The following is a 25754-nucleotide window of genomic DNA, read 5'->3' on the forward strand; positions in this document are numbered from 1 at the left end:
AGCGGCCAGACTGTAAACAAATCGAACAGGAGTGAGCGCCATGCGACATCTGTTGTTTCTGCATCTACTGGGCGCCAGTGTCTGGGTTGGCGGGCATCTGGTACTGCTGTTCAGTGTGCTGCCGGGTGCCCTGCGTCGCCGCGATGTGCAACCGGTACGCCAGTTCGAACAACTCTATGAGCGCGTCGGGATACCTGCGCTGCTGGTGCAGATCGTCAGCGGGCTCTGGCTGGCCAGCCTCTGGCTGCCCCATGGGCAATGGTTCGATTCGTCGCCCATGGCGCATCTGGTGCAAGCCAAGCTGGTACTGCTCGGATTTACCGCGCTGCTCGGCGTGCATGCGCGGCTGGCACTGATTCCCAAGCTGGATGCGCAGCGCCTGCCGCAACTGGGGCTACACATCGTGCTGATCACCTTGACTGCGGTTGCCTTCGTCTGGGTCGGCTCCGGGTTCCGCTTCGGTGGATTGTTCTAGCGGGCCAGACAGCAAGAAGCCCGCACATGGCGGGCTTCCCTTCACGGGTAGGCGCTATCAGCCGCAGCAACCGCCGCAGCAGCTGCCCGAGGCGCGCTTGATGTCGCGGGCGATGTCGTCCTTCATCGCCACGCGCTCCTGCTTGAGGGCATTGAGCGCGCTGTCGTCTAGAGTTTCGACACCGTCTTCGACGCGGCAGATGCGCTTGTCCAGCGCTTCGTATTCATCCGCTTTGCGGGCGAAGGCCGGATCTTCCTGACGCAGTTTCTGCAACTGCTCGCGTTTCTCAGGGAAATCCTTGATCAGTGGGTGATGTTCGACGTGCATGGAAACCGCTCCGGTTTGTCAGGAAGGCGTTCACCTTAGTCTCCTTCCTCCGAGAACCGGTTGACGGCGATCAAGCGAACCTCATTCGCAATAACCGGTCGATGAAAGGCGTTCTGTCGTGGCCTGCGCCGGCAAGCTCGCCTATGCTCTACCACGGCGTTCACCGCCATGTCCGCGGGGGCATGGCGGGCGGCCCGGTCATCCACTAAAGGAAAATCTACGTATGAGTCTGATCAACGAATTCAAGGCGTTTGCCGTGCGGGGAAATGTCGTCGACATGGCCGTGGGTATCGTCATCGGCGCTGCGTTCGGCAAGATTGTGTCGTCGTTCGTCGACGGGGTGATCATGCCGCCGCTGGGGCTGCTGATCGGCGGGGTGGACTTCTCGGATCTGGCGATAGTGCTCAAGGACGCCGTCGGCGAGGCCCCAGCGGTGGTGTTGCGGTACGGTGCATTCATTCAGACCGTGGTGGATTTCGTGATCATCGCCTTCGCCATCTTCATGGCGATCAAGGCGATCAACCATCTCAAGCGCAAGGAAGCCGAGGCGCCATCTGCGCCGCCAGCGCCCTCCAAGGAAGAGTTGTTGCTGACCGAGATACGCGACCTGCTCAAGGAGCAGAGGGGAAGCTGAAACGGGGGCCGTTACCCGGCGGCTGGCGCCGGGTAACGGGGAGCGATCACTCTGGCTTCGGAGTGTTCGCGGTGCTGGCGGGAAGTACCGGATAGGCGACTTGCGGCTGCTCGCCGGTCACGCTGTGCAGGAACGCGGTAATCGCGCTGACTTCGTCCTTGTCCAGTTTACGGCCCAGTTGGCTGTCACCCATGATCGCAACGGCCTGTTCGAGCTCCCAGACCTCACCACTGTGGAAGTACGGCGGGGTCAGCGCGACATTGCGCAGCGGCGCGGCACGGAAGACGTACTCGTCGCTGGCGGTATTGGTCACCGCGAAGCGTCCCTTGTCGCCGGTCGGCAGTACTTCGGCTCCGGGCTTCTTGATCACGCCGAAGGGGAAGTAACCCTGACCGCCAAGGTTGACGCCGTTGTGGCAGGAAGAGCAGCCGGCGTCCATGAACAGGGCGAGCCCCTGTTTCTGCTTGTCGTCCAGCGCCCCGTCCTCACCTTTGAGGAAGCGGTCGAACGGCGAGTTCGGCGTGGTCAGGCTGACTTCGAAGGCTTCCAGGGCGTAGGCCATGTTGTCGAAACTGACCGGCTCCTTGTCGTTGGGGAAGGCCTTCTTGAACTCGGCGGCGTACTCCGGAATGCTCTGCAGCGTCGAGACGACACGCTCGGGCGTACTGTTCATTTCCACGCTTGCCTGGACCGGCCCCTTGGCCTGTTCCTGCAGATCCTTGGCGCGTCCGTCCCAGAACTGCGCGGCGTTGAATACGGCGTTCAGCACGGTGGGCGAGTTGCGCGGGCCCTTCTGCCAGCCGTGACCGATCGAGGTTGGCACGTTGTCGCTGCCGCCGATGCTCAGGTTGTGGCAGGTGTTGCAGCTGATGACGTGACTGCTGGACAGGCGCGGGTCGAACCAGAGTTTGTGACCGAGCATTGCCTGATCTTCGCTGACCTTCTGACCTTCTGACCGCGGACCTCGGTGACCTTGTCCGGAATCGGTTTGAACATCGCGTTGGCGCGCTCACGCAGCTCATCAGCGTTCGCTGCGCTGGTCATTAGTAGGCTGCTAAGCAATAACGGAATAGAAGGGCGCATCACGGAAGCTCCTTTTGTGTTGGCTGGCTCTAGGAGGCGCCTTTTCGTCAAGCGACCGCTTGACCTGCATCAAGGCGGTCGGGCGTTGTGGGTGCGACGAAATGTTTCTGCTTGTGTCAATTCGCAGTCGGCTCGCGATTTCCATCCATGTGGCTCGGCTATGCAGCGGCTGGGTTAGCCGGGTATCAGCCTTGCGGCGCGACCGGCGCAGCGCCAGAATGACGGCATCAATCGTGGCCAACGAGCCACCCCAGCAAGGATTCCCGATGCCTGAAACTGTCGCTGCCGGCTTGCGCCTGGCACCCGATGCGCTGACCCGTCCCTTCGAGCCCAGCCAATTCAACTTCAACGACACCTCTGAACTGGAGCCGTTTCTCGGTGTGCTCGGCCAGGAGCGCGCGGTCGAGGCGCTGCAGTTCGGCGTGGCCATGCCGCGTCCGGGATACAACGTCTACGTCATGGGTGAGCCGGGCACCGGACGTTTCTCGTTCGTACGGCGCTACCTCAAGGCCGAAGGCAAGCGTCTGGATACGCCGTCGGACTGGGTTTACGTGAACAACTTCGACGAGCCTCGCGAGCCGCGTGTGCTGGAGTTGCCTCACGGCGGCGCAACGGCGTTCATCGCCGATATCAATCAGTTGATCGACAACCTGCTGGCGACCTTTCCGGCGGTATTCGAGCATCCGAGTTTCCAGCAGAAGAAGAGCGCCATCGACCGCGGCTTCAATCAGCGCTACGACAAAGCGCTGGATGTGATCGAGAAGCTCGCCCTGGAAAAGGAGATCGCTCTCTATCGCGACAGCACCAATATCGCCTTCACGCCCATGAAGGAAGGCAAGGCGCTGGACGAAACCGAGTTCGCCCAGCTGCCCGAAGCCGAGCGCGAGCGTTATCACGAAGACATTTCCGCGCTGGAAGTGCGTCTGAACGAGGAGCTCGCCAGCTTGCCGCAGTGGAAGCGCGAGTCGACCAACCAGCTGCGCCAGCTCAATGACGAGACCATCAGCCAGGCACTGCAGCCGCTGCTGGCACCGTTGTCGGAGAAGTATGCGGAGAACGCCGGTATCGAAGCGTACCTGCAGGCCGTGCAGGTCAATCTGCTGAAGACTGTGGTCGAGCAGCTGGTGGACGAAAACCGTCCGGAAGCGCAGAACCGTGTATTGCTGGAAGAGCAATACAGCCCGAGCCTGGTGGTCGGTCACCCGGTCGATGGTGGCGCGCCGGTGGTGTTCGAGCCGCACCCGACCTATGACAATCTGTTCGGTCGCATCGAGTACAACACCGACCAGGGCGCGCTCTACACCAGCTATCGCCAGTTGCGTCCAGGCGCGCTGCACCGCGCCAACGGCGGCTTCCTGATGCTGGAGGCGGAAAAGCTGCTCAGCGAGCCCTTCGTCTGGGAAGCGCTCAAGCGCGCCCTGCAATCGCGCAAGCTGAAGATGGAATCGCCACTCGCCGAGCTCGGCCGCCTGGCCACCGTGACGCTGACGCCGCAGGTGATCCCGCTTAACGTCAAGGTGATCATCATCGGCTCGCGCCAGCTCTATTACACGCTGCAGGACCTGGATCCGGACTTCCAGGAAATGTTCCGCGTGCTGGTGGACTTCGACGAGGACATCCCGCTGGCCGAAGACAGCCTCGAACAGTTCGCCCAGCTGATGAAGACCCGCACCTCCGAAGAGGGCATGGCGCCGCTTACTGCCGCTGCCGTTGCGCGTCTGGCGACCTATAGCGCGCGCCTGGCTGAACATCAGGGGCGGCTGTCGGCGCGTATCGGCGATCTGTTCCAGCTGGTCAGCGAAGCCGATTTCATTCGCCAGCTGGCCAAGGACGAAGTGACGGACGTCGGTCATATCGAGCGTGCACTGAAAGCCAAGGCCACGCGCACCGGTCGCGTCTCGGCGAGGATTCTCGAAGACATTCTGGCCGGAGTGATTCTGATCGACAGCGAAGGTGCGGCGATCGGCAAGTGCAACGGGCTGACCGTGCTGGAAGTCGGCGACTCGGCATTCGGCATGCCGGCGCGTATCTCTGCCACCGTCTATCCCGGCGGTTCAGGGATCGTCGACATCGAGCGCGAGGTCAATCTCGGTCAACCGATTCACTCCAAGGGCGTGATGATCCTCACCGGCTACCTCGGCAGCCGCTACGCCCAAGAGTTTCCGCTGGAAATCTCGGCAAGCATCGCGCTCGAGCAGTCCTACGGCTACGTCGACGGTGACAGTGCCTCGCTGGGTGAGTGCTGCGCGCTGATCTCGGCGCTCTCACGCACGCCGCTCAAGCAATGCTTCGCCATCACCGGCTCGATCAACCAGTTCGGTGAAGTGCAGGCGGTCGGCGGGGTCAACGAGAAGATCGAGGGCTTTTTCCGCCTGTGCGAGGCACGCGGGCTGACCGGCGAGCAGGGGGTAATCATTCCCTTCGCCAATGTCACCACGCTGATGCTCGACGAACGCGTGCTGGAGGCCGTACGCCAGCAGCAGTTCCACGTCTATGCTGTCAGGCAGGTGGACGAAGCGTTGTCGCTGCTGGTCGGTGAAGATGTGGGTACAACCAACGAGCAGGGCCATTTCCCCAAGGGCAGCGTGAATGCCCGGGTGGTCGAGCGGTTGCGCGACATTGCCGAGATCGAGCTTGAGGAAGAAGGCAAGAGCGAGCCGGCACAAGCGGAGCAAGGAGCGTCCGAGTCCGAGGGGAGCAAGTAACGCTCGCCATTGTGCGGTTTTTGAACGGAACGATAGCGCGCGCGGCGGGTCTGCAGTGGAGGAGGGCATCCACCCTCCATCCACAGGATTATCCACAGCTTCAGGGGATAAACAGGCTCTCGCGCTACATCCGCACAGGATGTTCCCGCGTCGGCCCGACGCGAGGACTGCCGTCATGCCACACAATCTTTGTCTGAACCGCCAGTGCCTGGGCCTGGTTACCCGAATCGAATGCGTCATACGCCCGCTTGCCGGCGGCAATGGGCTGTGGACATTGCTCTGTGCGGCTGGACTTGCAGACGGGCAGCCCACGGCAATCAAGGTCCAGGGCCCATTCCATGGGCCTGCGATGGCCGAATCGGTCCTGGCGGCGATCGCCGACAACCTGATGGGGCAGGGCTACTGCGAATCCGATGACCCGTCCATCTGGCAGTTGCACATGCAGGCTGAGCTGCGTCGAGTGAACGCCAACCAGGCGCGCTTTCTCGGTGGCTGGGAGTCGCGCCCCTAAGCGTGCCTCATTGCAAACCGTTCGCGTTTCTGGCTGGCTGCAGCGGCGCCTCACCGGAGCCGATGAATTTCTTATCCACATGCGCTGAACGCACCTTGGCCTGCCTTGGTGCGCTCGGCGCGGCTGCGTATACTCGCGCCTTCCTCATTTTCTGCTGTGAGACCTCATGGAGCGCATCCTCGAAAATGCCATGTACGCCGCCCGCTGGCTGCTGGCGCCCATCTATTTCGGTCTGGCGTTCGCGCTGCTGGCGCTGGCGATCAAGTTCTTTCAGGAAATCTTCCATATCCTCCCGGCGATTCTCGCGCTCAGTGAGGCCGAGCTGATTCTCAAGCTCCTGTCGCTGATCGACATGGCGCTGGTTGGCGGGCTGCTGGTGATGGTGATGATCTCCGGCTACGAGAACTTCGTTTCTCAGCTCGATATCGAGGAAGGCAAGGAAAAGCTCGACTGGCTCGGCAAGATGGATTCCGGATCGCTGAAGATGAAGGTCGCTGCCTCCATCGTCGCAATCTCGTCGATTCACCTGCTACGCATGTTCATGGATGCCCAGCAGCTCGATAGCGAAAAGCTGATGTGGTACGTGATCATCCACCTGACCTTCGTGGTCTCGGCGTTCGCCATGGGCTATCTCGACAAGCTCACCAAGCACTGAGCGTCCCTCCGCAGGTGCTAAACCTGAAAAGCTGTACAGAATTGGTTTTTTGTTAAATATTCTGTACTGCTTTTCAAATGGGCAAGCGCCATGAACCTTCAGAATCTCGCCACTCATGCCCACGCTGGGCGTATCGACGCTCTCGAGCTGATTTCGCTCGAGGGCGGCATCTATCTTCTCGACATCTACCTGCAGGGTCAGCGCCATAGTTTGATCGACGCGCGCGGCGATGTGTGGCATCTGCGGTCCGTCGAGCACGCTCGTGATCTGTTACGCGAGCTACCGGAGCTGCCCTTTTATCTGGTGCAGCAATCACCGTACGACGAGATGTGCGGTCTTGCCGAGGGCGTCCGCGAGCCGTTGCGCGTGCCGGTCGGCATGCGGTCCCAGTGGTGACGGCCGGCGGCAGGCGCGTCGGTAGCGCCCTGTTCGGTAAGCATCAAGAGAACTGGTCGTGAGCGTCGCCGCACTGCGCCTGGTGCTCGGCGACCAGTTGAGCTTCGAGCTCTCCGCCCTGGATGGGCTCGATCCGACGCGTGACCGGGTGCTGCTCGCTGAGGTCGCTGAAGAAGCCGGACACGTCCCGCATCACCCGCAGAAGATCATCTTTCTGTTCAGCGCCATGCGGCACTTCGCTGAGGCGTTGCGCAAACGCGGAATCACGGTGGATTACGTGACGCTCGACGATCCTACCAACAGCGGTTCGCTGGCCGGGGAGCTGGCGCGCTTCGCCGCATGGTATCGACCTGACGAAATTCATGTCACCGAGGCCGGTGACTGGCGGGTCGAACAGGCGCTCAAGAGCAGTGGGCTTTCGATCACTTGGCATGTCGACCGCCGCTTCCTCTGCTCGCGGACCGGGTTCGCGGGTTGGGCCAGTGGCAAGCGACAGCTGCGCATGGAGTTCTTCTATCGCGAGATGCGTCGCCAAACGGGCCTTCTGCTGAATCCGGATGGCACACCGGAGGGCGGTGTATGGAATCTCGATACGGACAACCGCAAGCCGCTGCCACGCGGATTGCACGGCCCGATCACCTTGCGCTTCGCCGCTGACGAAACCACGCGCGCAGTGCAGGCGTTGGTGAGCGCGCATTTCGCGCATCACTACGGCCGTCTGGACGGCTTCGATTACCCCGTCACCCACGCCGAGGCCGAACAGCTCTGGCTGCATTTTCTCGATTTCGGCTTGGCCGCTTTCGGTGACTACCAGGACGCCATGGCCAGCGGCGAACCGTTCCTGTTCCATGCTCGCGTCGGCGCCGCGCTCAATGTCGGCCTGCTTGACCTGCGCCGCCTGTGTGATGACGTGGACGCGGCCTACCGGCAGGGGCGAGTCGGGCTGAACGCTGCCGAGGGCTTCATTCGCCAGTTGATTGGCTGGCGTGAGTATGTGCGCGGTATCTATTGGTTGCAGATGCCTGACTATGCGCAACGCAATGTCCTCGGCAATTCCAGGCCGCTGCCGGGGTTCTACTGGACCGGGCAGACGCGCATGAACTGCATGCGCCAGGTGATCGGGCAGACGCTGGAGCATGCTTACGCTCACCATATCCAGCGGCTGATGGTGACCGGTAATTTCGCGCTGCTCGCCGGTATCGCGCCGCCCGCGCTGTGCGATTGGTACCTGGCGGTCTATATGGATGCGTTTGACTGGGTGGAACTGCCCAACGTGCTGGGCATGGTGCTGCACGCCGACGGCGGCTACCTGGGCTCCAAGCCCTACTGTGCCAGTGGCCAGTACATCAAACGCATGTCCAACTATTGTCAGGATTGCTCTTACAAGGTGCGCGAGAGCACGACAGACGATGCCTGCCCGTTCAACGCGTTGTACTGGCACTTTCTCATGCGCCACCGCGAGCAGTTGCAGGGTAATCCGCGGATGAGCATGGTCTATCGCAACCTCGCGCGCATGGAAGGCAGCAAGCAGCAGGCGCTGTGGGAGCGTGGCGAGTCGCTGCTGGCGCGGCTGGATGCCGAGGACGCGCTGTGAGAAGGAAAGCGGACCTGCCATTCAAGTGCTGTGCCGCCTGCAACTTGCCGTTTGCCTGGCGAAAGAAGTGGTCGCGCTGCTGGGATGAGGTGCGTTATTGCTCCGAACGCTGTCGGCGCAATCGGCAGGGCAGGTAATGGAGGCACTGCCGGCGGCAATGCGGTATGGGTGGCTGCGTCCGCTCGCTTCAGCTGTGCTAGGCTGGCCGACCTTTTTTCCTCTCGGAGCCCGGCATGACCGACCTCAATCTATCCACTGACGAAACCCGTGTGAGCTACGGCATCGGCCGCCAGCTGGGCGACCAGCTGCGTGACAATCCCCCGCCGGGCGTCAGTCTCGATGCGGTGATCGCCGGTATTCGTGATGCGTTTGCCGGTGTTGCCAGCCAGGTCAGCCCGGAAGCGCTGAACGCCAGCTTCGCGGTGATCCGCGAGCGCATGCAGGCCGAGGCGCAGCAGAAAGCCGAAGCTGCCGCAGCAGAAGGTCGCGCCTTCCTTGTCGAGAATGCCAAGCGCGAAGGCGTTGTGGTGCTGGAGTCGGGTCTGCAATACGAAGTGCTGACGACCGGTGAGGGCGCCAAACCGTCCCGCGAGGACAGTGTGCGCACGCATTACCACGGCACGCTGATCGACGGCAGTGTGTTCGACAGCTCCTACCAGCGTGGCCAGCCTGCCGAGTTCCCGGTAGGCGGCGTGATCGCCGGCTGGACCGAAGCACTACAGCTGATGAATGCCGGCAGCAAGTGGCGCCTGTATGTACCGAGCGAGCTGGCCTATGGTGCTCAGGGCGTTGGCAGTATCCCGCCGCACAGCACGCTGGTATTCGACGTCGAACTGCTGGACGTGCTCTGAGTCCGGCTGCTGGGGCGTAGCGTCTGTGGTCGGCGACTAATCGGTTACCGACAAGCTGCTGGTGAGCCCTGACCGCTTGCCCGTGTGCGGCTCTCGATCTCGGTATTACGTACTGGTCAGGGCCGCAGCGCGCGGGCATAGCTGAAGAGGAACAGGTTTCGAACCTGTTCCTTGAGCACGCAGGGTTCACTCGTGCTCAACTCCTGCACATCGAGATCACCTTGTTCTCGCAACTCTTCCAGTGCATCCCCTTCGAGTGAAACGCATACGGCGCCGGTATTCCGGTCGAGTATGCGCAGGTAGGGTTGCGGGCGATCCAGCCAGGCATCTATCAGATAAGTCATGCGTCACCTCCAATTCATTCTCGTAATGAGAATAATTGTTATTTGCAAATATGCAAGCGCAAATATTCCCCTGATGAGGGTGGAGGTGAGGGGTCAACGGGCGGGGTGAAGGCTGCGCTCGAAGCGCAGCGTCGACATTGCTGGGGTGTCAGTGGGTGCGCGCTACGGCGAAGCGGCAAAGCTCGACCAGGGCATCGCGATACTGATTGGCGGGGATCACTTCGAGGCAGGCAATAGCGCGTTCGGCATAGTCGCGGGCAAGCTTGGCGGTGTAGTCCAGCGCACCTGATGCCTCGACAGCGGCGCGGATGCTTTCCAGGTCTTCGAGGCCGCCTTTCTGGATGGCTTTGCGCACCAGAGCGGCCTGTTCGGTGGTACCTTCGCGCATGGTGTAGATCAGCGGAAGGGTAGGCTTGCCTTCGGCGAGGTCGTCACCGACGTTTTTGCCGAGGGTTTCCGTGTCGCCCTGGTAATCGAGCAGATCGTCGACCAGCTGGAAGGCGATGCCTAGGTGATCGCCGAAGGTGCGCAGTGCCTCACGCTGTTCCTCGCTGGCGCCGGCCAGGGTGGCGGCGCTGTGGGTCGAGGCTTCGAAGAGCATCGCGGTCTTGCCGCGGATGACCTCCATGTAGATTTCTTCGGTGGTGCTGGCGTCGCGGACCTTCGACAGCTGCAGTACTTCGCCTTCGGCAATGACGCGCGTTGCCTGGGAGATGATGCGCATCACCGGCATGGAATCCAGTTCCACCATCATTTCGAACGAACGTGCATATAGAAAGTCGCCAACCAGTACGCTTGGCGCATTTCCCCACAGGGCGTTGGCGGTGGAGCGGCCGCGGCGCATGCCGGACATGTCGACCACATCATCATGTAGCAGCGTGGAGGTGTGCAGGAACTCGATGATGGCAGCCAGCAAGCGTAATTGATCGCCCTGATGCCCGAGTGCACTGCCGCTGAGCAGTACCAGCAGAGGGCGCAGGCGCTTGCCGCCGGCCGAGGTGATGTAGTCCCCGATCTTTTCCACCAGAGGAACGCGCGAAGTCAGTTGCTTGCGGATGATGCCGTCGACAGCGGCAAAATCGTCCGCCACAACTTGATAGAAAGGCTGGGGTTGCATCGGGGACTCCTCGCAGATTGCGCGGCATGCTAGGGGGCGGGTCTGGCACTGTCAAGGCAACTCCAGTTGGCTATTGCGCGGGGTGTATCGCATGCGTACAATCGCGGACCCTGAACTTCCCCCTGGGCATTTCCCTGCCTTACGCAATTGCACGGGCGTCACCTTCCGGCCCCATGCAGCCATGCCAGCCACTAATCATTCTTTCAAAGCGCTGGGTGAGCAGGATCAACGGAGATACACAGATGTACGCAGTTATCGTAACCGGCGGCAAGCAATACAAGGTCGCCGAAGGCGAATACCTCAAGATTGAAAAACTCGAAGTTGCGACTGGCGAAGCTGTCACTTTTGACCGCGTTCTGCTGATCGGCAACGGCGATGATGTAAAGATCGGCGCTCCGGTGGTCGATGGTGCCAAGGTTACCGCTGAAGTGATCGCCCAGGGCCGTCACGACAAGGTCACCATCATCAAATTCCGCCGTCGTAAGCACCACATGAAGCGTCAGGGCCACCGTCAGTGGTTCACTGAGGTCAAAATCACCGGTATTCAGGGCTAATCGGGCCTGAATCCCCTTATAGGAGTATTGAACTCATGGCACACAAAAAAGCTGGCGGTTCTACCCGCAACGGTCGCGACTCAGAAGCCAAACGCCTTGGCGTGAAGATGTACGGCGGCCAGGCCATCAAGGCCGGCAACATCATCGTGCGTCAGCGCGGCACCCAGTTCCATGCCGGTTACGGCGTTGGCATGGGTAAGGATCACACCCTGTTCGCAAAAGTGGAAGGCGTGATCAAGTTCGAAGTGAAGGGCGCTTTTGGCCGTCGCTACGTGAGCGTCGTCGCAGCCTAACTGCGTCGTTGCTGGAAAAGCCCTGTCATGCGACGGGGCTTTTTTGTTTCTGTATCCTGTGAGGCTCTTGCAAAGAACTGCTCGGTGCTCATTCAGTTTTCGCTGGGTTTTTTGCAAGACCCTTACGTTTCTTGTTTCCTAAGCCCGTCCTGCGACGGGAGGCGTTCCCATGAAATTCGTCGATGAAGTATCGATTTTTGTAAAGGCCGGCGACGGCGGCAACGGCATGATGAGCTTTCGTCGTGAGAAGTTCATCGAAAAGGGTGGCCCCAACGGCGGCGATGGCGGTGACGGCGGCTCGGTGTATCTGGAGGCCGACGAGAACCTCAACACGCTGGTGGACTACCGCTACACCCGTCGCTTCAATGCGCAGAACGGGCAGAAGGGCGGTAGTACCGACTGTACAGGCGCCAAGGGTGAGGATCTTGTCCTGCCGGTGCCGGTTGGTACCACCATCATCGATGCGGCTACCCAGGAGATCATGGGCGACCTCACCAAGCCGGGGCAGCGCCTGCTGGTGGCTCAAGGCGGCTGGCATGGGCTGGGCAATACGCGCTTCAAGTCCAGCACCAATCGCGCGCCGCGGCAAACCACGCCGGGCAAGCCGGGTGATGCTCGTGATCTCAAGCTCGAGCTGAAGGTGTTGGCGGATGTCGGTCTGCTGGGCTTGCCGAATGCCGGTAAGAGCACCTTCATTCGCTCGGTGTCGGCGGCCAAGCCCAAGGTCGCTGACTACCCGTTCACCACGCTGGTGCCGAACCTCGGTGTTGTCAGTGTCGGACGCTACAAGAGCTTCGTGATTGCCGACATTCCGGGGCTCATCGAGGGGGCGGCCGAAGGCGCGGGGCTGGGGATTCGCTTCCTCAAGCACTTGGCGCGTACTCGCCTGCTGCTGCACCTGGTGGATATGGCTCCGTTAGATGGTAGCGACCCGGCTGATGCGGCGGAGGTGATCCTGCATGAGCTGGAGAAGTTCAGCCCGGCGCTGACGCAGCGCGATCGCTGGTTGGTGCTGAACAAGGCTGATCAGCTGCTGGAAGACGAGCGTGAGCAACGTGTCCGGCAGGTGGTCGAGCGCTTGGACTGGAAGGGTCCTGTATTCGTCATCTCCGCGCTGGAGAGCGAGGGTACCGAAGCGCTGAGTCAGGCGATCATGCGTTATCTGGATGAGCGCACTGTGCGCATCGCCGAAGAGCCTGACTACGCCGAGGCCCTGGCCGAGCTCGATCGCCAGATCGAAGATGAGGCGCGGGCCCGCTTGCAGGAGCTGGATGATCAGCGTGCGTTGCGCCGCGCTGGCGTCAAGGCGGCCGATGAGGTCGAAGACGACGACTTCGATGACGATGATGATGACGAGGGTGGTGCCGAGATCATCTACGTGCGCTAAGTCGAACCCCGGGCCGCTGCGCGGCCTGGTCAGGCGAGTGGTCGGTGGGCTGCCTCGTGCGCAGTCCGATCCGGAAGTGTTTTGGCCGTATAGAAGGCGGGAACGATGCGGGACAAGGTGAGCGGTGCGCGGCGCTGGGTGGTCAAGATCGGCAGTGCGCTGCTGACCGCCGACGGCCGCGGGCTCGATCAGGCTGCGATGGCGGTCTGGGTCGATCAGATGGTGGCCTTGCGCGAGGCTGGTGTGGAGCTCGTGCTGGTGTCGTCGGGTGCGGTTGCTGCGGGCATGAGTCGTCTTGGCTGGAGCTCTCGACCGAAGGCTGTGCATGAGTTGCAGGCGGCCGCCGCTGTCGGACAGATGGGCTTGATTCGCGCCTGGGAATCCAGCTTCGCTCGCTGCGATCAGCAGACGGCGCAAATTCTTGTCACCCACGACGATCTCTCGGACCGCAAGCGCTATCTCAATGCGCGCAGCACGCTGCGTACGCTCATCGATCTCGGTGTGGTGCCGGTCATCAACGAGAACGACACGGTGGTCACTGACGAAATCCGCTTTGGCGACAACGACACGCTTGCTGCACTGGTCGCCAACCTGGTCGAGGCCGATCTGCTGGTCATCCTGACCGACCGGGACGGCATGTTCGACGCCGACCCGCGTTTCAGTCCTCAAGCCAATCTCATCAGTGAGGCGCGCGCCGACGATCCTGCGTTGGATGCAGTGGCTGGCGGCACGGGAGGGGCGCTGGGGCGTGGCGGCATGCAGACCAAGCTTCGTGCGGCGCGTCTGGCAGCGCGCTCTGGCGCGCATACGGTGATCGTTGGTGGGCGCATCGAGCAGGTGCTGGCGCGGCTCAAGGCGGGTGATCGCCTGGGTACGCTGCTGGCGCCGGAGTGCAGTCGGCATGCGGCGCGCAAGCAATGGTTGGCTGGGCACCTGCAGACTCGTGGCACGCTGACGCTGGACGACGGTGCTGTGCACGCGCTGCGCCAGGGTAACCGCAGTCTGCTGCCGGTTGGGGTCAGGGCTGTGCAGGGGGCGTTTCGTCGTGGCGAGATGGTCGTCTGTGTCGGCCCGCAGGGTTCGGAGGTCGCGCGCGGTCTGGTGAACTACAGTGCAGCCGAGGCGCAGCGCATCCTTGGGCGGCCATCAGATGAAATTGAAAAGCTGCTCGGGTATGTCGACGAACCGGAGCTTATCCATCGCGACAACATGATTCTGGTCTGAGGTGAGGATGCGTTTAGCCAATTTTTCGCTGGTTTTTGGATTGCTCATCCCTTCGCTGGCGTTGGCCGAGCAGGTCGGTGAGGTGGATACGGTCTTCAAGTGGCTCGGGCCGAATCACAAGATCGTCGTGGAGGCGTTCGACGATCCCTTGGTCGATGGTGTGACCTGCTATCTGTCTCGCGCCAAGACCGGTGGAATCAAGGGCGGGCTGGGGCTCGCGGAGGATCGTGCCGAGGCGTCCATCGCCTGTCGCCAGGTCGGGCCGATTCGCATCAACGGCAAGCTCAAGGATGGCGATGTAGTGTTCAAGGAGCGCACCTCGCTGGTGTTCAAGACCATGCAGGTGGTGCGCTTCTTTGATGAGTCGCGTAATACCTTGGTTTATCTGGTCTACAGCGATCGCGTCATCGAGGGTAGTCCGCAGAATGCGGTGACGGCGATTCCGATTTTGCCTTGGCCGGTTGCGCCGTAACTTGCGCATCGGCCCATCCTTCGCGAGTGGGGCAAAATTTGGGCATAAAAAAACCGGCACTAGGCCGGTTTTTTCAAGAACCTGCTGTTAGGCTGCAGCAGCTTCACCGAGGGCCTTGATGTGGCCGTTCAGGCGGCTCTTGTGACGAGCAGCTTTGTTCTTGTGGATGATGCCTTTGTCGGCCATGCGGTCAATGACCGGCACAGCAGCAGTGTAGGCTGCGCGAGCCTTGTCCAGGTCTTTGGCGTCGATGGCCTTGACCACATTCTTGATGTAGGTACGAACCATGGAGCGCAAGCTGGCATTGTGGCTGCGACGCTTCTCAGCCTGAATTGCGCGTTTTTTGGCGGAAGGGCTGTTGGCCACCGTCGAACTCCTCGAAAACTTGGGGGATTGCAAAGCAAATAAGGCCGCGAATCATGCCGACGCGAAGGGCGCTTGTCAAGCCCGGTCGAATGGCTTGAGAAGCTGGTCGGACAGAAGGGCTGCGGCTAAACTCGCCGCCTCTTTTCGTGTCGTAACTGGCCATCGATCCGGCCGGCGCTGAGCGCTCGGTCGATCAATCTCGCTGCAATTCTAGGAAGACAAATGTCCGAAAAAACCGGCAAGGGCGGATTGTTGCGCTCCAGCGCCGTGGTCAGTGTCATGACCCTGCTGTCACGCGTGTTGGGCATGGTACGCGATATGGTCGTCGCCAGCTACTTCGGTTCGGGGGCTGCGGCCGACGCATTCTTCATTGCGTTCAAGATTCCCAACTTTCTGCGCCGGCTGTTTGCCGAGGGCGCATTCGCTCAGGCGTTCGTTCCGGTGCTTTCGGAATATCGCACCAAGCGCACGCTGCAGGACGTCAAGCAGTTGGTGGATCGCACCGCCGGCATGCTAGGGCTCATCCTTGCCGGGCTGACTGCGCTGGGCGTGCTGTTTGCGCCCTATGTGGTAATGGTCTTCGCGCCCGGCTTTCATGATGATCCGGAGAAGATGCAGCTGGCTGGCGAGCTGCTGCGCATCACCTTTCCCTACCTGATGCTGATCTCGCTGACGGCGTTCACCTCCGGCGTGCTCAACAGTTACGGGCATTTCGCGGTGCCGGGCTTCACGCCGGTGCTGCTCAATGTCTGCATGATCGCCTCGGCTGTGTTTCTCACGCCCTATTTCGATCAGCCGATCATGGCGCTTGCCTGGGGCGTGTTCATTGCCGGTTTCGCCCAGCTGGCCTTCCAGCTGCCGTATGTCGCCAAGCTTGGCCTGCTGCCGCGGCCAAAGGTAAAGCGGGGCGACGAGGGCGTTCGACGCATCATGCTGCTGATGGTGCCGGCGCTGTTCGGTGTCTCGGTCAGTCAGATCAATCTGTTGCTGGATACAGTGCTGGCTTCCTTTCTGCAGACCGGCAGCGTGTCCTGGTTGTATTACGCCGATCGCCTGTCAGAGCTGCCGTTGGGGGCGTTTGGCATCGCGATTGGCACGGTGATCTTGCCGAGCTTGTCGCGCCAGCATGCCGGAGAAGATCCAAAGGCGTTCTCCGCAACGGTCGATTGGGCATTGCGCATGGTGCTGCTGGTAGGCGTTCCCGCTGCGCTGGCGCTGGGTATTCTCGCCGAGCCAATGATCGCCAGCCTGTTCTATTACGGCGCCATGAGCGAGGAGGCGGTGGTGCAATCGGCCAGGGCGCTGCAGGCCTATTCTCTCGGCGTGCTGGCGTTCATGCTGATCAAGGTGCTGGCGCCGGGTTTCTTCGCTCGTCAGGATCTGAAGACGCCGGTACGCGTCGCGGTCATTTGCATGGTCGCGAACATGGTAATGAACCTGATCCTGATCTGGCCGTTACAGCATGTCGGGCTGGCGCTGGCGACTTCGTTGTCGTCGATGCTCAACGCTGTGCTGCTGTTCTGGGGGTTGTACAAGGTTGGCGTCTACCGTCCTGCACCGGGCTGGTGGCTGTTCGGGTTACGCCTGGCAGCTGCCTGTGCGGCGATGGTGGCGACGGTCTGGTGGCTTAACGTGCCGGCGCAGGAGTGGTTCGTCTGGGGCTGGCAGCAGCGAGCGCTGCGGTTGGGGATTCTCGTTTGCGCAGGGCTCGCGGCATTCGCCGCCGGGTTGTTGCTGACCGGGCTGCGACCGCGGCATTTGCGGCATTGATCGACGATTCACGAGCGGAGCAAACCTGTCCGGGATGCGCGGCACGTGCGTATAATCGGCCACTTTTCAAGCAAGAAGTGCGGTATGCAGCTGGTTCGAGGCCTTCACAATCTGCGACCCCGGCATCGGGGCTGCGTCGCCACCATCGGCAATTTCGACGGCGTGCACCGGGGGCATCAGGCCATCCTGGCGCGGCTGCGCGAGCGTGCGGCCGAATTGGGGCTGCCCAGCTGCGTAGTGATCTTCGAGCCGCAACCGCGTGAGTTCTTTTCGCCGGACAAGGCGCCGGCGCGGCTCACCCGCTTGCGTGAAAAACTGCAGCTGTTGAGCGAGCAGGGCGTCGATCTGGTGTTGTGTCTGGCCTTCAATCGCCGCCTGCGAGAGCTGAGTGCCGCTGAATTCGTCCACGCCACGCTGGTGGAAGGGTTGGGTGTACGGCATTTGGAAGTCGGTGACGATTTCCGTTTCGGTTGCGACCGTGCCGGCGATTTCGACTTCCTGCTCAAGGCCGGCGCGGCCGAAGGCTTCTCGGTCGAGGCCGCCACCACCATTGAGGTGGACGGCGAGCGGGTCAGTAGCACGCGGCTGCGCCAGGTGCTGGCGGAGGGTGACCTGGCCTGCGCCGAAGCACTGCTCGGCAGACCGTTCGGTATCACCGGCCGGGTCATGCACGGGCAGAAACTGGGCCGCCAGCTCGGCGCGCCAACTGCCAATGTGCAGCTCAAACGCCGCAACACGCCGCTGAGTGGCGTGTTTCTGGTCAGTCTCGAGCTGGACGACAAGTCGCTTGCCGGTGTCGCCAACATCGGCATGCGACCCACGGTCGAAAGTGACGGTAAACCACACTTGGAAGTGCATCTGCTCGATTATCAGGGCGACCTGTATGGGCGTCTGGTGCAGGTCACCTTCCATCGCAAGCTGCGCGACGAGCAGCGTTTCGCCTCGCTGGAGGCGCTCAAGACGGCGATCGAAGCCGACATCGCCGCTGCCCGTGAATACTGGCGGGCTTCACCCCTCATGACGAGTCAGGACTGAAATGACCGATTACAAAGCGACCCTCAATCTGCCGTCCACGGCATTTCCGATGAAGGCCGGTCTGCCACAGCGCGAGCCGGAGATTCTGCAGCGCTGGAACAGCATTGACCTGTACCGGAAGCTGCGGCAGATCGGCGAAGGTCGCCCGAAGTTCGTCCTGCACGATGGCCCGCCGTATGCCAACGGCAATATTCACATTGGCCACGCGGTGAACAAGGTGATCAAGGACATGATCGTCCGCTCGCGCACCCTGGCTGGTTTCGACGCGCCCTATGTGCCGGGTTGGGATTGCCACGGTCTGCCGATCGAGCACAAGGTCGAGACCACCTTCGGCAAGAACCAGCCGGCCGATCTGACCCGCGAGCGTTGCCGTGCCTACGCGGCCGAACAGATCGAAGGGCAGAAGGCCGACTTCATCCGCCTCGGCGTCCTGGGTGACTGGGACAACCCGTACAAGACCATGGACTTTGCCAATGAAGCGGGCGAAATCCGTGCCCTGGCAAAACTGGTCGAAGGCGGCTTCGTCTTCAAGGGCCTGAAGCCGGTGAACTGGTGCTTCGACTGCGGTTCGGCGCTGGCCGAGGCGGAGGTCGAATATCAGGACAAGAAATCCGATGCCATCGACGTCGCCTTCGAAGTCGAGGATGCCGACAAGCTGGCTGTTGCGTTCGGTCTGCCGAATCTGGCCAAGCCTGCCAGCATCGTGATCTGGACCACCACGCCCTGGACCATTCCGGCCAACCAGGCACTGAACGTGCACCCCGAGTTCGTCTATGCGCTGGTCGACACCGGCGAGCGCCTGCTGGTGCTGGCCGAGGAACTGGTCGAGTCCTGCCTGCAGCGCTACGGTCTGACTGGTGACATCATCGCCCGTTGCGAAGGCAAGGTGCTGGAGCTGATCCGCTTCCGTCATCCGTTCTATGAGCGCTTCGCCCCGATCTACCTGGCCGATTACGTGGAAACCGGTGCCGGTACCGGTATCGTCCACTCGGCGCCGGCCTACGGCGAGGACGACTTCCGCTCCTGCAAGCACTACGGGATGGAGAACGACGACATCCTTGGCCCGGTGCAGAGCAACGGCGTCTACGTCTCCGACCTGCCGTTCTTTGGTGGACAGTTCATCTGGAAAGCGAACCCGGCTATTGTCGAGAAGCTCGCCGAGGTCGGCGCGCTGCTCAAGCACGAGTCGATCCAGCACAGCTACATGCACTGCTGGCGGCACAAGACGCCGCTGATCTACCGCGCCACGGCGCAGTGGTTCGTCGGTATGGACAAGGTCGCCCATGACGGCAGCTCGCTGCGCCGCCGTGCACTGGATGCCATCGAGCAGACCGAGTTCGTCCCGGCCTGGGGCCAGGCGCGCCTGCACGGCATGATCGCCGGGCGTCCGGACTGGTGCATCTCGCGCCAGCGCACCTGGGGCGTGCCGATCCCGTTCTTCCTGCACAAGGAAAGCGGCGAGCTGCATCCGCGTACCGTCGAGCTGATGGAAGCCGTGGCGCAGCGTGTGGAGCAGGGCGGTATCGAGGCCTGGTCGAAGCTCGACGCAGCCGAGTTGCTCGGCGACGAAGCGGCGCAGTACGAGAAGATCACCGACACCCTCGATGTCTGGTTCGATTCCGGCACCACCCACTGGCATGTGATGCGCGGCTCGCACCCCATGGGTCACGAAAGCGGCCCGCGTGCCGATCTCTATCTGGAAGGCTCCGACCAGCATCGCGGCTGGTTCCATTCATCGCTGCTGACCGGCGCGGCCATCGATGGTCATGCACCGTACAAGGGCCTGCTGACCCACGGCTTCACCGTGGACGAGAACGGCCGCAAGATGTCCAAATCCCTCGGCAACGTCATCGCGCCGCAGGAAATAACCGACAGCATGGGCGCCGACATCCTGCGTCTGTGGGTCTCGGCCACCGACTATTCCGGCGAGATGGCGGTATCCAAGCAGATCCTGCAGCGCAGCGCCGATGCCTACCGTCGTATCCGCAACACCGCACGCTTCCTGCTCTCGAATCTCGACGGCTTCGATCCCGCGCAGCACATGGTGCCGAATGATCAGCTGATCGCCCTGGACCGCTGGGCCATCGACCGCGCACTGCTGCTGCAGCAGGAGATCGAGGAGGCCTACACCACCTATCGCTTCTGGAACGTCTACCAGAAGGTGCACAACTTCTGCGTGCAGGAGTTGGGCGGCTTCTATCTGGACATCATCAAGGACCGCCAATACACCACTGGTGCGGACAGCCTGCCGCGTCGCTCCTGCCAGACCGCGCTGTATCACATCGCCGAGGCGCTGGTGCGCTGGATCGCGCCGATCCTGGCCTTCACCGCCGAGGAAATCTGGCAGTACCTGCCGGGCGAGCGCAACGAATCGGTGATGCTCAATACCTGGTACACGGGCCTGACCGCGCTACCACAGGAAGCCGAGCTCGATCGCGCTTTCTGGGACAAGGTCATGGCGGTCAAGACCGCGGTGAACAAGGAACTGGAAAACCAGCGTGCGGCCAAGACCATTGGCGGCAATCTGCAGGCGGAAGTCACGCTGTATGCAGAAGGCGCGCTGGCTGCGGAGTTGGCCAAGCTGGGCAACGAACTGCGCTTCGTGCTGATCACCTCTGCCGTAGATATCGCACCACTGGCTCAGGCCCCAGCCGAGGCCGTGGAGAGCGAGCTGGCCGGCCTCAAGCTGGTGGTCCGCAAGACCGGACATAGCAAGTGTGGTCGTTGCTGGCACCATCTGCCGGACGTTGGTACGCATGCCGAGCATCCGGACATCTGCGGTCGCTGTGTGGAGAATATCGAAGGCGCTGGTGAGGTCCGTCACTATGCGTGATATGCGCCGGACGATCAGCGGGCCGGAGGCTGTGCAATGAGTGCGCGTTTCGGTCGGCTCGCCTGGCTGTGGCTCAGTGTGCTGGTGATCGCCTTCGATCAGGCGACCAAACACTACTTTGAGGCCAACTTCAGCCTGTACCAGAAGGTCGACGTGATTCCGGGCTACTTCGCCTGGACGCTGGCCTACAACACGGGGGCGGCGTTCAGCTTCCTTGCCGATCATGGTGGCTGGCAGCGTTGGCTGTTTGCGGTGATCGCAGTTGGTGTCAGTGTCGTGCTGGTGGTCTGGCTGAAGCGACTGAAAGCAAACGAAACCTGGCTGGCAGTAGCGTTGGCGCTGGTGTTGGGCGGCGCGCTGGGCAATCTCTACGATCGCGTGGTGTTAGGCCATGTAGTCGATTTCATTCTGGTGCATTGGCAGAACCGCTGGTATTTCCCGGCGTTCAATATCGCTGATAGCGCCATCACCGTCGGTGCCGTCATGCTGGCGCTGGACATGTTCAAGGGCAACAAGACCGGAGAAGCTGCACATGACTGAACAGCGCATTGGGCCGGACAAGGAAGTCACCCTGCATTTCGCGCTTGGCCTGGAAACGGGCGAGCTGGTTGACAGCACGTTCGACAAGAAGCCAGCAACCTTCAAGGTGGGTGACGGCAACCTGCTGCCAGGCTTCGAGCAGCAGCTCTACGGCCTCAAGGTGGGCGACAAACGCACCCTGCAGATTGCTCCGGAGCAGGGCTTCGGCCAGGTCAACCCGCAGAATGTGCAGGTCATGCCGCGCAGCCAGTTCGAAGGAATGGAGCTCTCGGAGGGTTTGATGGTGAGCTTCCAGGATGCGGCGCGTACCGAGCTGCCGGGTGTGGTGAAGGCGTTCGACGAGAGTCAGGTCACCGTAGACTTCAATCATCCATTGGCTGGCAAGATCCTGACCTTCGAGGTCGAGATCATCGACGTCAAACCGGTGTAACCGGAAGCCGGGAGGATTGCTTCCCTCCCGCTGGCTGATACAGGGCGTCGGAGTACGCCTGTGCCGTATCGCGTTACACTCACCCGTCATCAAGCCTTCGCGTGCCGAGACTTACCATGCAAATCAAACTCGCCAACCCTCGCGGCTTCTGCGCGGGTGTGGATCGCGCCATCGAAATCGTCAACCGGGCCCTGGAAGTTTTCGGGCCGCCGATCTATGTGCGGCATGAAGTGGTGCACAACAAGTTCGTGGTCGAAGACCTGCGTGCGCGTGGGGCGATCTTCGTCGAAGAGCTGGACCAGGTGCCGGACGACGTCATTGTCATCTTCAGTGCCCATGGCGTCTCCCAGGCTGTGCGGCTGGAGGCGGAGAAGCGTGGTTTGAAGGTTTTCGACGCCACCTGTCCGCTGGTGACCAAGGTGCATCTGGAAGTCGCCAAGTACAGTCGTGATGGGCGTGAGTGCATCTTGATCGGTCATCAGGGCCACCCGGAAGTCGAAGGCACTATGGGCCAGTACGATGCGCGCAACGGTGGCGCGATCTACCTGGTTGAAGACGAGGAAGACGTCGCCCAGCTGCAAGTGCGCGACCCCGAGGCGCTGGCCTTTGTCACCCAGACAACGCTCTCCATGGATGACACCAGCCGTGTCATCGACGCGCTGCGCAGCAAGTTCCCAAGCATCGGCGGCCCGCGCAAGGATGACATCTGCTACGCCACCCAGAATCGCCAGGATGCGGTGAAGCAACTGGCCGATGAATGCGATGTGGTTCTGGTCGTGGGCAGCCCGAATAGCTCGAACTCTAACCGCCTGCGCGAACTCGCCGAGCGGATGAGCACGCCGGCTTATCTCATCGACGGCGCCGAAGACCTTAAGCGCGAATGGTTCGAGAACATCGAGCGTATCGGTATCACCGCCGGTGCATCAGCCCCTGAAGTGCTGGTGCGTGGGGTGATCGAGCGGCTCCGTGAGTGGGGCGCTACTGGGATGGACGAGCTGGAAGGGCGGCCGGAGAACGTGACGTTCTCCATGCCGAAGGACTTGCGGGTCAAAGCGCTCTAGAAGGCTTCGCAACCGCTGACGGCGATCGCCGAAACCCGCCCTGCATTGTTCAGGCGCAACTTGTAGCCCTTGCCGCCGTCGTTCTGGCAGAGCGCCAGCGTGCCCATCTGGTAGGCGCCATTGACCAGGGTAGCCCTGCCGCTCGGGGTGTAGCGAATGTAGCTTTGCACGGGGGTGTTGCCGGAAAGGGACAGCCCGTTTCGCACTGGCGCCGCATCCCTCAGCACTCGCTCGTGTGCTTGCACGATGCCGTCATGGTTGGCATCGAGGAAGACCTGCCATCCATTCTGCCAGCGGCTCTGCTTGGGGGTGATCGATACGCTGCTGCCGGTGCGGATCGCTTCCTGCCGCGCGTAGGCCAGGCTTCCCCGTAGCGTTGAAAGATAGTTGGAAAGCTCTTGGTCCTGTCTCAGCCTACCCATCCCCGGTATTGCGATCAGGGAAAGAATGCTGATTATCGAAAGTGTGACAAGTAACTCTACGAGACTAAGTCCCTTTGATGTAAGCATGGCGTCCTGCCTGTCTGTGATCTGGCAGATGAGTGCCAGTCGTCTGGCTTTCGCCTCCGACCATCTGCCTTGGAATGAATATCCAAACGGACCAGAGAATACTGTCAGCGCATCTCAAGGGGAAGGTTTGCATGCGGCGAAGTCTTGGATTCACGTTGACCGAACTAATGGTGACGATGGCCATTCTGGCAATCGTGTTGAGTATTGCCGTGCCGGAATTCGGCAACCTTATCCGCCAGAATCGCGCGCAGACCCAGGCGGGGCTGCTACTCAATGCGCTCAACTTGGCGCGAAGCGAGTCTGTCAAGCGAGGAGGGCAGGTCAGGGTCACGTCCTCTAATAACGGCAACTGGCATGCCGGGTGGCGTATATGGGCGGATGCAAATGTCAATTCCACGCTCGATGATGGTGAGTTGATCAGGGTCTTTCCTGGGCTCGACGGGAATGCAAGTCTGACGTCGACTGCGAGTGAAGTCATATTCAACGGGCAAGGACGGCTGGATAGTGTTGCTGCCGGTACAACCGTGAGTTTCGCCTATACGATTCCGAATCTCGAATGTCGCTATGAGCGAATAGTCAGCGTTAACGCGATGGGAAGAGCGGCGGTTGCGCGAAAGGAGTGCCAATAAGATGGAAAGAAGAATGGAGGGCTTCGGGCTTATCGAAGTTCTCGTGTCGATGTTGATATTGGGAGTCGGGATTCTCGGCATGATAGGTCTTCAGTTGAACGCTCTTCAGTTCAACCAGACCGCAGCCTTTCGCTCGCATGCGACTTTCCTGGCGTACGACATTGCCGATCGTATGCGAGCCAATGCGCCAGCCGCGCTGGCGGGAAGTTACTCGATTGGCCTTAGCGACAGCGCTCCGACCGGTAGCGGTATCGCTGAGACGGACCTGCGGGAATGGAAGGCAGCGATGGCGACCCAGTTGCCCGCGGGTAATGGAAGCGTGGGCAAGAATGGCGATATCTACTCGATAACCGTGCAATGGGATGAGACCAAGTCGGGTGGCGAGGCGGCCCAGCAGTTCGTCTTTACCACCCGGCTTTGCGAGAGGGACTGTCTGTGAATTTCAAGCGGAGCCAAGGCCTGAGTCTGGTCGAACTCATGGTGGCACTTGTCCTCAGCCTAGTGATCGGGGCTGCGGTCATGCAGATGTTCCTGTCGAGCAAAACGACCTACCGGGTTCAGGATGCAATGTCCCGGCTGCAGGAAAATGGGCGATTCGCCGTCGGCCTGCTGGCTGCCGAGAGTCGGATGGCAGGCTACATGGGATGCGGCAACATCGAAGAGATCGACATCAATGTCATCGCGTCTCCTGCTCCGCTGGATGCGACGAACCCGCTGGGGGCGATCATGGGCGGGGCGAACAACGTGGCTTCCAGCAATAGCTGGAACGCAAGTGCCGGGACCGATGTGCTGACCATCCGCAAGGCCTCCAACCTCGGTCTGCAACTGACCGGCAACATGGCCGTCGACAACGCCAATATCCAGGTCGTGGACAATCGGCTGGGGCTCGAGGCAGGCGATACCTTGTTCATCGCTGATTGCGTGTCGGCTGACGTCTTCCGTGCGACCAGTGTTTCCTCGGCAGGCGGAAAAACCACGGTTGCCCATGCGAGCAACATGAACACCAGCAACCGCCTCAGCAAGGCGTACGGAACGGATGCCGAGGTAATGGCCTTCGAAGAGGTTGCGTTTTTCGTAAGGGATACCGCACGAATCTCGAACGACGGAACGCCTATACGGGCGCTTTGGATCCAGCGGCGCTTTGCCAATCGATCCGACACCAGCGCCAATCCCGCCGAGTTAGTGGATGGCGTCGAGGACTTCCAAGTGGAGTACGGCATCAAGACGGGCAATAACCCCGTCGCCAATGTATACCGCTCGGCCAATGACGTTACGGACTGGTCGAGGGTGGTTAGCGTGCGCTTCCGCCTTCTGTTGAGCAGCACGGACGACAACGTCGTGGCAAAAGCGGGCGAGGCGGTGCAATCGATCAACTTCAACGGCGCCGCAGTCGCTGCCGATGGCCGTCTACGGCAAACCTTCGGCAGCGTTGTCGCTATTCGTAATCGGGTTCGGTGAGAGTTATGCAAAAACACATGCAGAACGGCTCGGCGTTGATCATCAGCCTGGTATTCCTGCTGATACTGACGATGATCGGAATTGCCTCTATCCAGGACTCCACGCTCCAGGAGCGGATGGCGGGCAACGAGCGCGACAAGAACCTCGCGTTCCAGGCTGCCGAAGCGGCCCTGCGCGTAGGTGAGGATCATCTGCGCCAGACAGGGGTGCTGTTCTCCGCGGCCGGCACCAGCGGGTTGATAAGTCCCGATTACACGGGTGTTCGGCCTGTCGAGGACAACTACCCGTGGGCTGAACGTTCCCAGCAGGTTTCCGACAGTTATGCCGGGGTGCAGGCTGTTCCCAGATACACCATCGAATGGCTCACGACCCAGACCTTCGCGCCGAGCGATGAAGGTGAAGTTCCTGTCGTCAATTCCTACCGCGTTACGGCGCGTGCCGGAGGTGGTTCGGGTGATGCCGTGGTGGTACTGCAGTCGACAGTGAGTCGTTAAGGATGCA

General features: G+C 61.3%; 29 protein-coding genes and 2 pseudogenes. 24 read left to right on the forward strand and 7 right to left on the reverse strand.

All coding sequences use genetic code 11. The annotated features are described in order from the left end of the window. Positions 1–40 precede the first annotated feature (40 nt). Positions 41–475 (forward strand): CopD family protein, encoded by a 435-nt coding sequence (locus IEG05_RS05540; protein WP_014821457.1) that lies wholly within the window; start codon positions 41–43, stop codon positions 473–475. A gap of 57 nt (positions 476–532) precedes the next feature. On the opposite strand, the gene IEG05_RS05545 is transcribed toward IEG05_RS05540, so the two are convergent. Beyond that, positions 533–802: an HP1242/YdcH family protein gene (locus tag IEG05_RS05545; RefSeq protein ID WP_003281602.1), complete on the reverse strand. Its 270-nt coding sequence runs from the start codon at positions 800–802 to the stop codon at positions 533–535. Positions 803–1025: 223 nt separating this feature from the next. Here IEG05_RS05545 and mscL point away from each other — a divergent pair, with 223 nt between their 5' ends. Then, the gene (mscL, locus tag IEG05_RS05550) at positions 1026–1436 is read left to right on the forward strand and encodes a large-conductance mechanosensitive channel protein MscL (protein WP_038657142.1); all 411 of its coding nucleotides are present in this window, start codon (positions 1026–1028) and stop codon (positions 1434–1436) included. 46 nt (positions 1437–1482) lie between these two features. Here mscL and IEG05_RS05555 read toward each other — a convergent pair. Next, positions 1483–2519, reverse strand: a pseudogene (locus IEG05_RS05555) (cytochrome-c peroxidase). A 266-nt stretch (positions 2520–2785) separates the two neighbouring features. On the opposite strand from IEG05_RS05555, the gene IEG05_RS05560 reads away from it, so the two are divergent. The 7 genes from IEG05_RS05560 to IEG05_RS05590 all read left to right on the forward strand — a co-directional run bounded on the left by IEG05_RS05560 (position 2786) and on the right by IEG05_RS05590 (position 9231). Next, complete coding sequence (locus IEG05_RS05560) at positions 2786–5224, forward strand: Lon protease family protein (RefSeq protein ID WP_191121732.1); 2439 nt, start codon at positions 2786–2788, stop codon at positions 5222–5224. A 175-nt stretch (positions 5225–5399) separates the two neighbouring features. Next, the gene (locus IEG05_RS05565) at positions 5400–5735 is read left to right on the forward strand and encodes a PA4575 family protein (RefSeq protein ID WP_014821453.1); all 336 of its coding nucleotides are present in this window, start codon (positions 5400–5402) and stop codon (positions 5733–5735) included. A gap of 166 nt (positions 5736–5901) precedes the next feature. After that, positions 5902–6390, forward strand: a complete 489-nt coding sequence (locus IEG05_RS05570; RefSeq protein ID WP_003302125.1) for a TIGR00645 family protein — start codon at positions 5902–5904, stop codon at positions 6388–6390. A 90-nt stretch (positions 6391–6480) separates the two neighbouring features. After that, positions 6481–6786, forward strand: a complete 306-nt coding sequence (locus IEG05_RS05575) for a DUF6482 family protein (RefSeq protein WP_191121733.1) — start codon at positions 6481–6483, stop codon at positions 6784–6786. Between the two features lie 58 nt (positions 6787–6844). Beyond that, a complete protein-coding gene (locus tag IEG05_RS05580) occupies positions 6845–8380 on the forward strand; it encodes a cryptochrome/photolyase family protein (protein WP_191121734.1) in 1536 nt (511 codons plus the stop codon). After that, entirely contained in the window at positions 8377–8517 is a 141-nt protein-coding gene (locus IEG05_RS05585; protein WP_080902094.1) for a DUF2256 domain-containing protein, read from the forward strand. Before IEG05_RS05580 ends, IEG05_RS05585 begins: the two co-directional genes overlap by 4 nt. 96 nt (positions 8518–8613) lie before the next feature. Beyond that, on the forward strand, positions 8614–9231 hold the full coding sequence (locus tag IEG05_RS05590; RefSeq protein ID WP_014821449.1) for a BamJ family beta-barrel-assembly machinery protein: 618 nt from the start codon (positions 8614–8616) through the stop codon (positions 9229–9231). A gap of 116 nt (positions 9232–9347) precedes the next feature. Here IEG05_RS05590 and IEG05_RS05595 read toward each other — a convergent pair whose 3' ends face one another. Then, positions 9348–9575 carry a PA4570 family protein gene (locus IEG05_RS05595; RefSeq protein ID WP_003302130.1) on the reverse strand — a complete coding sequence of 76 codons (228 nt, stop codon included), beginning with the start codon at positions 9573–9575 and terminating at the stop codon, positions 9348–9350. 148 nt (positions 9576–9723) lie between these two features. Beyond that, positions 9724–10692: a polyprenyl synthetase family protein gene (locus IEG05_RS05600; protein ID WP_191121735.1), complete on the reverse strand. Its 969-nt coding sequence runs from the start codon at positions 10690–10692 to the stop codon at positions 9724–9726. A 242-nt stretch (positions 10693–10934) separates the two neighbouring features. Between IEG05_RS05600 and rplU the strand changes: the two genes are divergently transcribed. From rplU to IEG05_RS05625, 5 genes are all read left to right on the forward strand, one after another. Then, positions 10935–11246 (forward strand): 50S ribosomal protein L21, encoded by a 312-nt coding sequence (gene rplU, locus IEG05_RS05605; RefSeq protein ID WP_003302133.1) that lies wholly within the window; start codon positions 10935–10937, stop codon positions 11244–11246. A 35-nt stretch (positions 11247–11281) separates the two neighbouring features. Then, on the forward strand, positions 11282–11539 hold the full coding sequence (gene rpmA / locus IEG05_RS05610) for a 50S ribosomal protein L27 (RefSeq protein ID WP_003281574.1): 258 nt from the start codon (positions 11282–11284) through the stop codon (positions 11537–11539). A gap of 169 nt (positions 11540–11708) precedes the next feature. Continuing rightward, positions 11709–12926, forward strand: coding sequence for an Obg family GTPase CgtA (gene cgtA / locus IEG05_RS05615; protein WP_003302134.1), 1218 nt, complete (start codon positions 11709–11711; stop codon positions 12924–12926). 105 nt (positions 12927–13031) lie between these two features. Then, positions 13032–14150, forward strand: a complete 1119-nt coding sequence (gene proB, locus IEG05_RS05620) for a glutamate 5-kinase (RefSeq protein WP_191121736.1) — start codon at positions 13032–13034, stop codon at positions 14148–14150. 7 nt (positions 14151–14157) lie between these two features. After that, a complete protein-coding gene (locus IEG05_RS05625; RefSeq protein ID WP_003302151.1) occupies positions 14158–14622 on the forward strand; it encodes a CreA family protein in 465 nt (154 codons plus the stop codon). 87 nt (positions 14623–14709) lie between these two features. Here IEG05_RS05625 and rpsT read toward each other — a convergent pair whose 3' ends face one another. Then, the gene (gene rpsT / locus IEG05_RS05630) at positions 14710–14988 is read right to left on the reverse strand and encodes a 30S ribosomal protein S20 (protein ID WP_003288018.1); all 279 of its coding nucleotides are present in this window, start codon (positions 14986–14988) and stop codon (positions 14710–14712) included. A gap of 222 nt (positions 14989–15210) precedes the next feature. Here rpsT and murJ point away from each other — a divergent pair, with 222 nt between their 5' ends. From murJ to ispH, 6 genes are all read left to right on the forward strand, one after another. Continuing rightward, positions 15211–16758 carry a murein biosynthesis integral membrane protein MurJ gene (gene murJ / locus IEG05_RS05635; protein WP_101274462.1) on the forward strand — a complete coding sequence of 516 codons (1548 nt, stop codon included), beginning with the start codon at positions 15211–15213 and terminating at the stop codon, positions 16756–16758. Positions 16759–16842: 84 nt separating this feature from the next. Beyond that, on the forward strand, positions 16843–17793 hold the full coding sequence (ribF, locus tag IEG05_RS05640) for a bifunctional riboflavin kinase/FAD synthetase (RefSeq protein ID WP_191121737.1): 951 nt from the start codon (positions 16843–16845) through the stop codon (positions 17791–17793). A gap of 1 nt (position 17794) precedes the next feature. Then, positions 17795–20626 carry an isoleucine--tRNA ligase gene (gene ileS / locus IEG05_RS05645; RefSeq protein ID WP_191121738.1) on the forward strand — a complete coding sequence of 944 codons (2832 nt, stop codon included), beginning with the start codon at positions 17795–17797 and terminating at the stop codon, positions 20624–20626. Positions 20627–20662: 36 nt separating this feature from the next. Beyond that, positions 20663–21166: a signal peptidase II gene (gene lspA / locus IEG05_RS05650; protein ID WP_044315014.1), complete on the forward strand. Its 504-nt coding sequence runs from the start codon at positions 20663–20665 to the stop codon at positions 21164–21166. After that, on the forward strand, positions 21159–21596 hold the full coding sequence (locus IEG05_RS05655; protein ID WP_101274460.1) for an FKBP-type peptidyl-prolyl cis-trans isomerase: 438 nt from the start codon (positions 21159–21161) through the stop codon (positions 21594–21596). The genes lspA and IEG05_RS05655 overlap by 8 nt, the downstream gene beginning before the upstream one ends. Positions 21597–21712: 116 nt before the next feature. Then, positions 21713–22657 (forward strand): 4-hydroxy-3-methylbut-2-enyl diphosphate reductase, encoded by a 945-nt coding sequence (ispH, locus tag IEG05_RS05660; RefSeq protein WP_191121739.1) that lies wholly within the window; start codon positions 21713–21715, stop codon positions 22655–22657. Here ispH and IEG05_RS05665 read toward each other — a convergent pair. Beyond that, complete coding sequence (locus IEG05_RS05665; protein WP_042927705.1) at positions 22654–23079, reverse strand: GspH/FimT family protein; 426 nt, start codon at positions 23077–23079, stop codon at positions 22654–22656. The two genes, ispH and IEG05_RS05665, sit on opposite strands and share 4 nt — an antisense overlap. 12 nt (positions 23080–23091) lie before the next feature. Further along, a pseudogene (locus tag IEG05_RS23620) lies at positions 23092–23166 on the reverse strand (prepilin-type N-terminal cleavage/methylation domain-containing protein); the annotation flags it as partial. Positions 23167–23297: 131 nt separating this feature from the next. Between IEG05_RS23620 and IEG05_RS05675 the strand changes: the two are divergent. The 4 genes from IEG05_RS05675 to IEG05_RS05690 are packed head-to-tail and all read left to right on the forward strand — an operon-like array spanning position 23298 to position 25747. Further along, positions 23298–23795, forward strand: coding sequence for a GspH/FimT family pseudopilin (locus tag IEG05_RS05675; RefSeq protein WP_042927704.1), 498 nt, complete (start codon positions 23298–23300; stop codon positions 23793–23795). Position 23796: 1 nt separating this feature from the next. After that, entirely contained in the window at positions 23797–24234 is a 438-nt protein-coding gene (gene pilV, locus IEG05_RS05680; protein ID WP_042927703.1) for a type IV pilus modification protein PilV, read from the forward strand. After that, on the forward strand, positions 24231–25253 hold the full coding sequence (locus IEG05_RS05685; RefSeq protein ID WP_191121740.1) for a PilW family protein: 1023 nt from the start codon (positions 24231–24233) through the stop codon (positions 25251–25253). The genes pilV and IEG05_RS05685 overlap by 4 nt, the downstream gene beginning before the upstream one ends. A gap of 5 nt (positions 25254–25258) precedes the next feature. After that, positions 25259–25747: a pilus assembly PilX family protein gene (locus IEG05_RS05690; RefSeq protein ID WP_042927701.1), complete on the forward strand. Its 489-nt coding sequence runs from the start codon at positions 25259–25261 to the stop codon at positions 25745–25747. Positions 25748–25754: the final 7 nt, after the last annotated feature.

It is taken from the genome of Stutzerimonas kunmingensis (genome assembly GCF_014764705.1).
Classification (GTDB): Bacteria; Pseudomonadota; Gammaproteobacteria; order Pseudomonadales; family Pseudomonadaceae; genus Stutzerimonas.

What these genes read in the sequence shown, in the direction of transcription:
- IEG05_RS05625 (WP_003302151.1), top strand. Translation starts at nt 14,158, where the DNA reads ATGCGTTTAGCCAATTTTTCGCTGGTTTTTGGATTGCTCATCCCTTCG.
- IEG05_RS05540 (WP_014821457.1), top strand. Translation starts at nt 41, where the DNA reads ATGCGACATCTGTTGTTTCTGCATCTACTGGGCGCCAGTGTCTGGGTT.
- cgtA (WP_003302134.1), top strand. Translation starts at nt 11,709, where the DNA reads ATGAAATTCGTCGATGAAGTATCGATTTTTGTAAAGGCCGGCGACGGC.
- IEG05_RS05570 (WP_003302125.1), top strand. Translation starts at nt 5,902, where the DNA reads ATGGAGCGCATCCTCGAAAATGCCATGTACGCCGCCCGCTGGCTGCTG.
- IEG05_RS05675 (WP_042927704.1), top strand. Translation starts at nt 23,298, where the DNA reads ATGCGGCGAAGTCTTGGATTCACGTTGACCGAACTAATGGTGACGATG.
- murJ (WP_101274462.1), top strand. Translation starts at nt 15,211, where the DNA reads ATGTCCGAAAAAACCGGCAAGGGCGGATTGTTGCGCTCCAGCGCCGTG.
- IEG05_RS05560 (WP_191121732.1), top strand. Translation starts at nt 2,786, where the DNA reads ATGCCTGAAACTGTCGCTGCCGGCTTGCGCCTGGCACCCGATGCGCTG.
- IEG05_RS05565 (WP_014821453.1), top strand. Translation starts at nt 5,400, where the DNA reads ATGCCACACAATCTTTGTCTGAACCGCCAGTGCCTGGGCCTGGTTACC.
- mscL (WP_038657142.1), top strand. Translation starts at nt 1,026, where the DNA reads ATGAGTCTGATCAACGAATTCAAGGCGTTTGCCGTGCGGGGAAATGTC.
- ribF (WP_191121737.1), top strand. Translation starts at nt 16,843, where the DNA reads ATGCAGCTGGTTCGAGGCCTTCACAATCTGCGACCCCGGCATCGGGGC.
- ispH (WP_191121739.1), top strand. Translation starts at nt 21,713, where the DNA reads ATGCAAATCAAACTCGCCAACCCTCGCGGCTTCTGCGCGGGTGTGGAT.
- lspA (WP_044315014.1), top strand. Translation starts at nt 20,663, where the DNA reads ATGAGTGCGCGTTTCGGTCGGCTCGCCTGGCTGTGGCTCAGTGTGCTG.
- rplU (WP_003302133.1), top strand. Translation starts at nt 10,935, where the DNA reads ATGTACGCAGTTATCGTAACCGGCGGCAAGCAATACAAGGTCGCCGAA.
- IEG05_RS05575 (WP_191121733.1), top strand. Translation starts at nt 6,481, where the DNA reads ATGAACCTTCAGAATCTCGCCACTCATGCCCACGCTGGGCGTATCGAC.
- IEG05_RS05595 (WP_003302130.1), bottom strand. Translation starts at nt 9,575, where the DNA reads ATGACTTATCTGATAGATGCCTGGCTGGATCGCCCGCAACCCTACCTG.
- IEG05_RS05545 (WP_003281602.1), bottom strand. Translation starts at nt 802, where the DNA reads ATGCACGTCGAACATCACCCACTGATCAAGGATTTCCCTGAGAAACGC.
- proB (WP_191121736.1), top strand. Translation starts at nt 13,032, where the DNA reads ATGCGGGACAAGGTGAGCGGTGCGCGGCGCTGGGTGGTCAAGATCGGC.
- IEG05_RS05590 (WP_014821449.1), top strand. Translation starts at nt 8,614, where the DNA reads ATGACCGACCTCAATCTATCCACTGACGAAACCCGTGTGAGCTACGGC.
- IEG05_RS05690 (WP_042927701.1), top strand. Translation starts at nt 25,259, where the DNA reads ATGCAAAAACACATGCAGAACGGCTCGGCGTTGATCATCAGCCTGGTA.
- IEG05_RS05600 (WP_191121735.1), bottom strand. Translation starts at nt 10,692, where the DNA reads ATGCAACCCCAGCCTTTCTATCAAGTTGTGGCGGACGATTTTGCCGCT.
- pilV (WP_042927703.1), top strand. Translation starts at nt 23,797, where the DNA reads ATGGAAAGAAGAATGGAGGGCTTCGGGCTTATCGAAGTTCTCGTGTCG.
- IEG05_RS05655 (WP_101274460.1), top strand. Translation starts at nt 21,159, where the DNA reads ATGACTGAACAGCGCATTGGGCCGGACAAGGAAGTCACCCTGCATTTC.
- IEG05_RS05665 (WP_042927705.1), bottom strand. Translation starts at nt 23,079, where the DNA reads ATGGGTAGGCTGAGACAGGACCAAGAGCTTTCCAACTATCTTTCAACG.
- rpmA (WP_003281574.1), top strand. Translation starts at nt 11,282, where the DNA reads ATGGCACACAAAAAAGCTGGCGGTTCTACCCGCAACGGTCGCGACTCA.
- ileS (WP_191121738.1), top strand. Translation starts at nt 17,795, where the DNA reads ATGACCGATTACAAAGCGACCCTCAATCTGCCGTCCACGGCATTTCCG.